Raw genomic sequence first — 10,552 nt, forward strand, 5'->3', positions numbered from 1 at the left:
CGTTGGCCTTCAGCACGCCGCCGCCGACGTACAGCACCGGGCGCTTGGCGTTCACCAGCAGCTTCGCGGCCTCGCGGATCTGCTTGGCGTGCGGCTTGGCGACCTGGCGGTAGCCCGGCAGGGAAGTGACGTCGGGCCAGTGGAACGGGGCCCGGTTCTGCAGCGCGTCCTTGGCGATGTCGACCAGGACCGGGCCGGGGCGGCCGGTGGCGGCGATGTGGAACGCCTCCGCGATCACCCGCGGGATCTCGGCCGGTCCGCCTCCTGGAAGGCGTCCGTACCGATCATGGTCGAGGGAACCTGGCCGGTGATCGCGACGATCGGCACCGAGTCCATGTACGCGTCGGCGATCGGGGTGACCAGGTTGGTCGCACCGGGGCCGGAGGTGGCCATGCAGCGGACCAGCACGTGCCGCAGCCGGGTGGAGTCCATCAGCGGGTCGTACGCGGGCAGGATCGCACCACCCGGGATGCCGAACACGGTGTCCACCCCGACCGTCTCCAGCGAGTGGACCAGGGCCTCCGCCCCGGTCAGGTACGCGCCCTCGGCGGGCGGGACGTTCGCGGGGACGGCCCCGGGGGCGTTCGAGGAGGCGTTCGCGGGGCGGGCGGGAGCCGGGACGGCGGTCGCGGCGGGGCCGGTCGCGGCGGGGGAATCGGTGAGCTGGGTCATCGGGACAACCTCTGAGTTTCGTCGACGGGAGCCCGCGTCGAGCGCGGACGGGCTGTCCCGGCCGGGGCCGGTGGTGGTACGCGGTGCCCGGAACGGCCGGGGTGTCGTGTCGGCGAAACCGGAACGGCAGGGTCTCTCTCCGTTCCGGCCGTCGGTCGTCGCGCGCTGAGGGGTGTTTCAGCCGGGGGTGCGACGCCGTACCGTCAGGAAGGGGGCCCGGCGGCCGTGCTGTGCGGGCGGCCGCCGGAACCGGACGCGGCGTCAGCCCCGGTGGGCGGGCGCCGCGGTGCGCTGGGTGAGCAGCAGGAACAGCAGGGCGACGGCGGCGATCGCCGCGCCCAGCCCGTACACGGCCGCGGCGCCGGCCCCGAGGGTGGCGCCCCCGATGACCGTGCCCAGGCCGATGCCGAGGTAGATGGACGAGGAGTTGAGCGACACCACCAGCGGCGCCTCCTGCGGGGCGACCGCGATCAGGCGGTGCTGCTGCGGCGGCGTCTGGCACCAGCTGCTGGCACCCCAGAGCAGCACCAGCAGGCCGACCAGCGGCTTGACGGAGGTCTCCGTCCAGGCCAGCCAGGCCAGCACGCCCAGCGAGAGCACCATCGCCAGGTAACCCGCCGTCAGGACCCGGGCGGAACCCCAGCGGTCGGTGCCGTAGCCCGCCCCGAGGTTGCCGACGACCGCCCCGAGGCCGTACAGGAAGAGCATCCACAGCACGGCCTTCTCCGGGATCGCGACCGCCTCCAGCGCGGGCACGCTGTAGGCGTACGCCGTGTAGCTGGCGCCCATGCCGAGGATCGTCAGCGGCAGCACGGCCAGCACCGCCGGGCGCCGCAGCACCGCCAGCCGGGTGCGCAGCGGCACCCGGACGTTGCCGGGCAGGTGCGGCATCACCAGGCGCAGCACCACGGCCACCAGCAGGCACAGCCCCGCCACGGTGCCCAGCGCGGCGCGCCAGCCCAGCCAGTGGCTGGCGGCACTGCCCAGCGGCACGCCGAGCGCGGTGGCGACCGTCAGGCCGCCGATCACCACGGCCAGGGCGCGGGCCCGCAGCTCGGGCCGCACCAGCGAGGCGCTGACCGCACCGGCGTTGGGCGTGTAGGCGGCGGCGCCCGCGGCGGCCAGCACCCGGCTGACGATCAGCACCGCCATCGTCGGGGCCAGCGCGGAGAGCAGGTTGGCCAGGCCCAGGACGAACAGGGCGCCCACCAGCAGGCTGCGCCGGGGCAGCCGGGCCAGCACGGTGGCCAGCACCGGGGAGAGCAGGGCGTAGGACGCGGCGAAGACGGTCACCGACTGGCCGGCCGTGGCCGCCGAGACGTGCAGGTCCTCGGCCATGGACGGCAGGAAGCCGGCCACCACGAAGGCGTCCGTTCCGACGGCGAAGGTGCCCAGGGCCAGGATCAGGGTGGAGGACAGACCACCCTGGGGCGGTGCGCCGGCCTCGGGCGGGGCCTTGCGCCCGGCCTTGATCGAGACATCGGACATCCGGATTCTCCTCGTGGATCGGTGCAGGTGCAGGTGCAGGTTCGGGGTGGACGGGCGGGGCGGGGGTCAGCCGGTCATGCGGGCGTAGTGGCGGCGGGCGCGTTCGGCGGCGCCCGGGGGTGCGGAGGCCATCAGGTCGGCCACCGTCTGGTCGGCCAGCTCGCGCCGCCACGCCAGCTCGGCCCGGCGGACCGCGGTGGCCACGCCGCAGGGCCGGGCGAACTCGCGCGGGAGGGCCCCGCCGCCCTCGCCGCGCCGACGGATCTCGGTGCAGCGGAAGACGTCGTCGGGGCCCTCCAGGGCGGTCACCACGTCCATCAGCGTGATCTGCTCGGGGCGGCGGCCCAGTCGGAAGCCGCCCTTCGGGCCGGGGGTGGAGCTGAGCACCCCGGCCCGCACCAGCGCCTGCAGGCGCTTGTGCAGGTACGCCGGGGGCAGGTCGAACCAGGTGGCCAGCCGGGCGGTGGGCACCGGCCGGTCGGCGTCGATCCACGCCAGTGTGAGGCAGCAGTGCAGCCCCCACTCGACTCCCTCTCCCATCCGCATATTCAGGACACTACACATCCAGAATCGACGGGGCACGCCGAAAGCCCGAGTTGCCGAAAAGTATGTCAAGTCCGACCGGACGCCCGGAGGCCCGGCAGCCCGTGGGCCCGTGGGCCCGGACGTCCGGACGTCCGGAAGCCCGAGGCGGGGAACGGCCGCGGTCAGGCCCGGTCGCCGGGCCGCAGCACCACCCGCCGCCCGTGCAGCTCACCGCGCTCCATCCGGCCGTGCACCCGCGCCGCCTCGCTCAGCGGCAGCACCTCCACCGCCCGGGGCCGCAGCCGCCCGGCGGCCAGCAGGCGGTTCACCGCGGCCGCGGCCGCGGCGAGCTCGGCGGTGGTCGCGTGCGAGATGACGAAACCCGCGATCGAGCAGTCCTTCATGTACAGCGGCCCCACCGGCAGCACCGGCCGGGAAGCCGCACCCGCCAGCAGCACGATCCGGCCGCGCGGGGCGAGCAGGCCGACGGCCGCGGCCAGGTCGTTCACCCCGGACGTGTCCAGGTACAGGTCCACCCCGTCCGGACAGGCCTCGGCCAGCCGCCCGGTCAGCGCCGGGTCGCGGTAGTCCAGCACCACCTCGGCACCCGACTCCCGGCAGTACGCCGCGTCCCGGGCGGCGGCGGTGGCCACCACCCGCGCCCCCGCGTCCACCGCCAGGGCCACCAGTGCCGCGCCCACGTTCCCGGCCGCGCCGCACACCAGCACCGTCCGCCCCGCCCGCAGCCCGCCGTGCGTGAACAGGCCCAGGTACGCCGTCGCCGCCGGGTGCACCACGGCCACCGCCCGCACCGGGTCGACCCCGGCGGGCAGGTGGTACAGGCGGTCCGCCGGAACGGCCGCCCGCTCGGCGGCCGCGCCCTGGCGCCCGGCGTGGCCCAGGCTGTTGCTCCACACCAGGTCGCCGACCGCGAAACCGCTCACCAGCGGGCCGACCGCGGCGACGGTGCCGACCAGGTCGCGGCCCACCACGAACGGGAAGTCCAGCGCGGTGCGGAACACCCCGGAACGCACGAAGGTGTCGACCGGGTTGACGGTGGTCGCGACCACGTCCACCAGCACGTCCGCCGGGCCGGTCCGGGGCGCCGGAAGGTCGCCGTACCGGATGTCCTCGGGCGCGCCGAGGGTCTCGATGAAGGCTGCTCGCATGCCCGCAGAGTCTTCCACCGGGCCGGGCCCGCGCCGCGGATCGGACCGGTTGTCCGTCAACTCGCGGCCCCGTCCCCCCACCCCCTGATGGTCCTGACACACCCGGGCCCTCCCGGGCCCGCCCGCCCGCCACCTGCGGCCTCGCCGACCCGCCCGCGGGCCCGCCCGCCGCCCCGGCGCCCGGTGGTCCCGCCATAGGCGCGTCCGGCAGCCGTGTGACCGGTGCACCTGGGCCGGGCGGCGGACGCCTGCCTAACGTCGGAACATCCGAACAAGGCACCGCCACGTGGAGGTTGGAGATCTCGATGAGCGACTTCGCCCCGCACCTCAGGGACACGCTCGCGCCCGGTCGTTCTCGGCTGCTCGACAGCTCCCATGACATCATCCTCTCCGAACTGGGCGCGGTGCTCTTCGCGTCACTCCCCAGAGCGGACCAGCGCCGCAAGGGCACCGAGTACCTGCGCGGCCTGCTCGGCGCCCAGGGCCGCAAGTCGGTCCGCAACATCGCCCGCCTGATCGGCGGACAGGCCACCGAGCAGAACCTGCACCACTTCATCAGCAGCTCCACCTGGGACTGGGACCCGGTCCGGGCCGCCCTCGCCCACTACCTGCGCGCCGTCGCCCCGCCCCAGGCCTGGGTGGTGCAGCAGACCGTCATCCCGAAGGCGGGCGAGCACTCCGTCGGCGTGGACCGCCAGTTCATCTCCTCGGTCGGCCAGGTGCTCAACGCCCAGCAGGCGGTCGGCGTCTGGTCCGCCTCCGCGGACGTCAGCATGCCGGTCAACTGGCGGCTGCACCTCTCCCGGGCCTGGCTGGACGACGTGCCCCGGCGCAGCCAGGCGTCCATCCCGGCCAGCGTCACCAGCCGCACCCTGGAGGACTGCGCCGTCGAAGCGGTGACCGAACTCACCGCCGACTGGCGGCTGCCCACCCTGCCGGTGGTGATGGACGTCCGGGAACTGGACGGCGCGAAAGCGGTCAACCTGCTGCGCGCGGCCGGACTCCCGTTCGTGCTGCGGATCGCCAGCACCCTGCTGCTCCGCCCGGCCGAGGGCGTCGCGGGCGCGGGCTCCTCCGGCAACGAGGTGATGCCGGCCCACCGGATCGCCGGGGCCTGGAGCGACCGCCGCCGGGTGGTCGCCTGGCACGACCCCGACCGGGAGGGCGGCCCGGCCACCGCCCTGGTCGGCGCCGTACGCGTCCGGACTGCCGGCGACCCCGCCGTCCGCGCCGGGGCGGCCCAGCGGCTCGCCCGGGGCGGCGGCCTGCTGCTGCTCGGCACCGGCACCCCCGGCCGCCGCTGGCCGCAGGAACTGTGGCTGACCGACCTGCCGGACCTCCCCCCGGCGCAACTGTTCCGGCTGAGCCAGCTGATCGGCCGGGTCGAGCGCGACTTCGAGGAGATCGCGGACCGCACCGGCGTACGCGACTACGCGGGCCGCTCGTTCAACGGCTGGCACCGCCACGTCACCCTGGCCTCCGCCGCCCACGCGGTGGCCGCCCTCGCCCACACCGGCGGCCGGACCCTGCGCCGGGTCAGCTGACGTCGGGTCAGCTGACGACGGTTCGGCGGCCGGCGAACCGTCGCCGCCCGCCAACCCGCCGCCCGCCGCCCGCCGCCCGCCGCCGTTCCAGGCGGCGGGCGACCGTGTTGGGGTGCACGTGCAGCTTCTGCGCGGCGCGGGTCGGGCTGCCGCCGGTCTCGAAGTAGGCGTCCAGGGTGCGGACCAGGTCGGTGAAGCGCTGCTTGTCGTAGTCGAGCACCGGGCCGATCACCGACTCCACGAAGGAGGGGACGTCCCGGGTGTCCGCGAGGAGCAGGCCGAGGAAGCCCAGTTCGCCGGGGGAGGCCGAGCGGCCGGTGATCTCCAGGGCGGTCATCGAGTCCAGGCAGCGCAGCGCCTCCTGGTAGCAGTGGTAGACCGACGGGGCGTCGGAGACCGGGCCCGCCCCGGCGACCGTCACCGGTTCGCCGAGCTGGGGCGCGAGTTCGCCGAGGACGGCGCGGGCGGTCGCCCCGGGCGCGGTGCCGGGCAGCAGCAGCACCACGTCGCCATTGTGCATCGCCCACAGCCCGTTGCGCCGCTGCGCCAGCCCGGTCACCAGGGCGCGGGCCCGGCCGGCCGCGCGGGCCTCCGGCCGGAGCACCACGACCAGGTGCGGGAGGGACAGGTCGACGCCCAGGCGGCGGGCCCGCTCCTGGAGTTGCTGCGGCGGGCGCTGCGTGCCGGAGAGCAGGTCCTCCAGCAGTTCGTCGTGGCTGCGCCCGCGGACGGCGGCCGGGTCGCCGGTGCGCAGCAGTTGGACGGCGACCGCCTGGGCGGCGATCCCCAGCAGTTCCTCCCCGTGCCCGTCCGCCGCCGCGCCGGGCCGGGCGACCACGCTGCCGAGCACCTCGCCCCCGGCGGTGGCCTGGACCGCCCACAGGCCGTCCGCGGTGTGCACCGGCTGCTTGGCGGCCTGGGTCTCGGCGGCGGCCGCGTCGGTGTCGGGGAGGTGGCCGACCGCCGCGAGCACGCTGCCGTCCGCGGCGTGGATCCGCAGCGGGCCGTCCAGGTGCTGGCCGATCAGTTCGGCGAGCGGCTGCAACTCGTCCTCGGTGAGGGCGTGTTCGAGAAGTTCGTGGTGGGCGCGCCGGTGCTCGGCCAGCTCCCGCAGCGTCTCGGTGGTGCGCTGGTGCTCCCGTTCCAGGGCGCGCAGCGCGGCCCGGGACTCCTCCAGGACCTCGGTCTGTCCGGCGGCCAGGCCGACGAGTTCGCCGAGCAGGCTGGCGGTGGCGATCTCCTCGGGCGTGTAGTGCCGCACGTTGCGGTCGGCGATGTACAGCGCGCCGAACGGCTGGGAGCCCCGGCTGAGCGGGACGGCCATGACCGAGCGAAGCGTCTCGGCCCGGACCACCTCGTCGATGTCCTCGTCGTGCCGGAACCGGTCGTCGTCCAGGTAGTCGGGGGTCCACGCCGGTGCCAGGTTGTTGACGGCGGAGTGGCCGAGCCCGACGTCGCCGCGCAGGCGCAGGCCGACGTTGAGGGTCGAGGTGTGGCCGTCGGAGGCCCGGATGTGGGCCATGCCGGGGTCGGGGCCGGGGAAGCTGACGTACGCCATGTCGGCGCCGAGCAGCAGGCGTGCGCGCCGGGTGGCGACCTGGAGCACGCCGTCCAGCGAGGTGGGCACGAGCAGGTCCTGGGCGGCGCTCAGGAGCGCGGACAGCCGGGCCTCGCGCTGCTGGCGCGCCCCCCGCTGGGCGCAGATGTCCAGTCCGATCCGCACCGCGCGCTCCAGCGCCGCCCGCTCGGACTCCCGCGCGCCCTGGCGCACGGCCTCGGCGAGCAGTGACTCGATGTGCGCCACCGGTGCTTCGGTCACCAACAGGTTCAGGACGGTCAGTGCGTCCGGCCGAGTCGAGGCACCTTGCTGAGCCATGCGGGACCCCCACCTGTGACGACGCGCTCTCCCGGCACATGCCAGGCATGATGATGTGTTTATCACGTCACTCTGGGTATGCGGCAGTCCGAACCGCATCCTGGACGGTGGACCAGGCACCGCCCGGACCCTTCCGGTGTGTTGCCGGGTCACCTTCCCGCCGGTCGGGCCGGTTTTGCAGGATGAGAAGGGGCCGCCGCAGCGGTGGTCAGGGCGCCAACGCCCTGCTGGCGAGTGAGGGGTACGGACACACGCGATGAAGGCACTGCAGGACTACCGGCGTTCCCTCGAACGCAGCCGGGAGGCGCTCGACGCCCCGGACCGGCCCGCGACCTTCGCCCTCTGCGGCCGCCAATGGGACCTGCTGCCAGGGGTTTTCGCGCCGGTCTACTCGCCGACCACCGAGATCTCGCTGCGCCTGCTCGGCCTGGACGACCCGCGGGCCGCCGGACGCACCGGCTCGTTCCTGGAGATCGGCTGCGGAACGGGCGTGATCGCGGTGGCCGGAGCACTGGCCGGGCACGAACGAGTGGTGGCCGCCGACATCAACGAGGCCGCCGTCCGCAACGCCGCGCTCAACGCCCGCCGCCACGGCGTCACCCACAAGCTCCGCGCCGTGCACAGCGACCTGTTCGCCGACCTCGACCCCCAGGAGCGCTTCGACCTCGTCTACTGGCACTCCAACTACGTGCTCGCACCCGCCGACTACCGCTACCGCAGCGTGCACGAACGCGGCTACGTCGACCCCGGCTACGCCGCCCACCGGCGCTTCCTGACCGAGTCGGTCCACCGGGTGGCCCCCGGCGGCCGGGTGCTGCTGCACTTCAGCGAACGCGGGAACCTGGAGCGGCTCACCCGCACCGCCCAGGAGTGCGGCCGCCACCTGCGGGTGGTGCGCGAGGGCCGCTTCGCCGAGGGCGCGCAGGAGGTCGAGCACCTGCTGATCGAAGTGACCGCGGCGGCCCGCTAGTACCACCGCGACGGCCCGCTAGCACCACCGCGACGACCCGCCCCGCCGGGGGCGGACACCACCGCCGGACACGGCTCCTGACGGGAAGAAACGTGCGCACCCTGCTGATCGACAACTACGACTCGTTCACCTACAACCTCTTCCACTACCTCGCCGAGGTGAACGGCCGCGAGCCCGAGGTCATCGTCAACAACGACCCGCGCTGGCAGGCCCGCCACCTCGCCGAGTTCGACAACGTCGTCCTCTCGCCCGGCCCCGGCGACCCGACCCGCCCCGAGGACTTCGGGGTCTGCCGCGAAGTCCTGGCGGACGGTGGCCTGCCCACCCTCGGTGTGTGCCTGGGCCACCAGGGCCTGGCCGCGCTGTACGGAGCCAGGGTCGGCCGCGCGCCCGAGCCCTTCCACGGCCGCACCTCACCCGTCCGGCACCTGGGCACCGACCTGTTCGAAGGACTGCCGTCCCCGTTCACGGCCGTCCGCTACCACTCACTGGCCGCCGACCGGCTCCCCGCCGAGCTGGAGGCCACCGCGTGGACCCCGGACGGCGTCCTGATGGGCCTGCGGCACCGCACCCGCCCGCAGTGGGGCGTCCAGTTCCACCCCGAGTCGATCGGCGGCGAGCACGGCCACGCGCTGCTCGCCAACTTCCGCCGCCTGACCGAGCGCTTCACCGGACGCCACGGCGCCCGCCCCACCGGACGCCCGGCCGCCGCCCGGCCCGCCGCCCCCGCGGCGCCCCCGCGCACCGCGCCCGCCCCCGAACGCCGCCGCCTGCGGGTGCTGACCCGCACCCTGCCGCTGCGCGGCGACGGCGAGGCCGCCTACGCCCGGCTGTTCCGGCACGGCGACCACCCCCACTGGCTCGACTCCACCCGCCCCGACAGCGCCGACGGCCGCTACTCGATCATGGGCGACGCCTCCGGACCGCTCGGCCGGGTGGTCCGCGCCGACGCCTGGACGGGCACCCTCGACGTCCGCACCGCCACCGGCACCCGCACCGTCCGCTCCGGACTGCTCGACTGGCTGGAGCACGACCTCGCCACGCTCGACACCCGACTGCCCGACCTGCCCTTTGACTTCGCCCTCGGCTGGGTCGGCTACCTCGGCTACGAACTGAAGGCCGAGTGCGGCGGCAGCCTGCGGCACCGCTCCGAGGTCCCCGACGCCGTCCTCGCCTTCACCACCCGGGCCCTCGTCCTCGACCACGCCACCGGCACCGCCCACCTGCTCGCCCTCGCCGAGGACGACGACGAGCGACCCGCCCGCCGCTGGCTCGACACCGCCGCCCGCGCCCTCGCCACCCTCCCCGAACCGGCCGACCGCGCAGGCCGCCCAGGCCGCACCGCACCGCCCGTACCGCCCGTACCGCCCGCACCCACCGGCGCGCCCAGGCCCCGGCACGAACGCACCGACTACCTCGACCTGATCGACGCCTGCGCCGAGGAGATAGCGGCCGGCGAGAGCTACGAGATCTGCCTCACCAACACGCTCCGCGCCGACGGCCCCCGGGACACCTGGCAGGACTACCGCTTCCTGCGCCGCACCAGCCCCAGCCCGCTCGGCGCCCTCCTCGACTTCCCCGGCACCGCAGTCCTCAGCACCTCCCCCGAGCGCTTCCTGCGGATCGACCGGCACCGCACCGCCGAGTCCCGCCCGATCAAGGGCACCCGCCCCCGCGGCGACACCCCCGAACAGGACGCCCGGCTGGCCGCCGACCTCGCGGCCAGCGCCAAGGACCGGGCCGAGAACCTGATGATCGTCGACCTGGTCCGCAACGACCTCGGCCGCTGCGCCGAGATCGGCACCGTCCGGGCCGACGACCTGTTCCGGGTCGAGACCCACGCCCGCGCCCACCAACTCGTCAGCACCGTCCGGGCCCGGCTGCGCCCCGACAGCTCCGCCGTGCAGTGCGTGCGCGCCGCCTTCCCGCCCGGCTCGATGACCGGTGCCCCGAAACTCCGCACCATGGAGATCATCGACCGGCTCGAACAGGGCCCGCGCGGCGTCTACTCCGGCGTCCTCGGCTACTTCTCGCTCACCGGCGCCGCCGACCTCAGCGTCGCCATCCGCACCACCGTGACCACCCCCGCCGGGATGCGCTACGGCGTCGGCGGCGCCGTCATCGCGCTCTCCGACCCGGCCGCCGAGTGGGAGGAGACCGTGGTCAAGGCCGCGCCCTTCCTCGCCCTCACCGGTGCCGACGGCCTGGACGCCCCCGTCCCCGCCCCCGCCGACCCGCCCCTGGGCACCGACCTGCCCTGACCCCGCCCACCCCACCCCGCCCCGCTCCGCCCCGCGCCAGCCCCCGC

At 75.2% G+C, this 10,552-nt stretch carries 7 protein-coding genes and 1 pseudogene; 3 read left to right on the plus strand and 5 right to left on the minus strand.

All coding sequences use genetic code 11. The features are described from left to right. From OO57_RS38920 to OO57_RS36940, 4 genes and pseudogenes are all read right to left on the minus strand, one after another. Window positions 1–672: pseudogene (locus OO57_RS38920) on the minus strand (thiamine pyrophosphate-binding protein); the annotation flags it as partial. A gap of 261 nt (window positions 673–933) precedes the next feature. Then, on the minus strand, window positions 934–2,160 hold the full coding sequence (locus OO57_RS36930) for an MFS transporter (RefSeq protein ID WP_033257228.1): 1,227 nt from the start codon (window positions 2,158–2,160) through the stop codon (window positions 934–936). 66 nt (window positions 2,161–2,226) lie between these two features. Continuing rightward, window positions 2,227–2,706 (minus strand): RrF2 family transcriptional regulator, encoded by a 480-nt coding sequence (locus OO57_RS36935; protein WP_033257229.1) that lies wholly within the window; start codon window positions 2,704–2,706, stop codon window positions 2,227–2,229. A 161-nt stretch (window positions 2,707–2,867) separates the two neighbouring features. Next, window positions 2,868–3,854, minus strand: a complete 987-nt coding sequence (locus OO57_RS36940) for an NADPH:quinone reductase (RefSeq protein WP_033257230.1) — start codon at window positions 3,852–3,854, stop codon at window positions 2,868–2,870. Between the two features lie 305 nt (window positions 3,855–4,159). On the opposite strand from OO57_RS36940, the gene OO57_RS36945 reads away from it, so the two are divergent. Next, window positions 4,160–5,398, plus strand: coding sequence for a transposase (locus OO57_RS36945; RefSeq protein ID WP_234337703.1), 1,239 nt, complete (start codon window positions 4,160–4,162; stop codon window positions 5,396–5,398). Between the two features lie 7 nt (window positions 5,399–5,405). Here OO57_RS36945 and OO57_RS36950 read toward each other — a convergent pair whose 3' ends face one another. After that, a complete protein-coding gene (locus OO57_RS36950) occupies window positions 5,406–7,274 on the minus strand; it encodes a helix-turn-helix domain-containing protein (protein WP_158715375.1) in 1,869 nt (622 codons plus the stop codon). 256 nt (window positions 7,275–7,530) lie between these two features. Here OO57_RS36950 and OO57_RS36955 point away from each other — a divergent pair, with 256 nt between their 5' ends. Both OO57_RS36955 and pabB read left to right on the plus strand, forming a co-directional pair. Then, window positions 7,531–8,244, plus strand: a complete 714-nt coding sequence (locus OO57_RS36955) for a 50S ribosomal protein L11 methyltransferase (protein WP_033257231.1) — start codon at window positions 7,531–7,533, stop codon at window positions 8,242–8,244. Between the two features lie 92 nt (window positions 8,245–8,336). Beyond that, window positions 8,337–10,505 (plus strand): aminodeoxychorismate synthase component I, encoded by a 2,169-nt coding sequence (gene pabB / locus OO57_RS36960; protein ID WP_033257232.1) that lies wholly within the window; start codon window positions 8,337–8,339, stop codon window positions 10,503–10,505. Window positions 10,506–10,552: the final 47 nt, after the last annotated feature.

This window comes from Kitasatospora phosalacinea, assembly GCF_000717185.1.
GTDB classification, from domain to species: Bacteria; Actinomycetota; Actinomycetes; order Streptomycetales; family Streptomycetaceae; genus Kitasatospora; species Kitasatospora phosalacinea_A.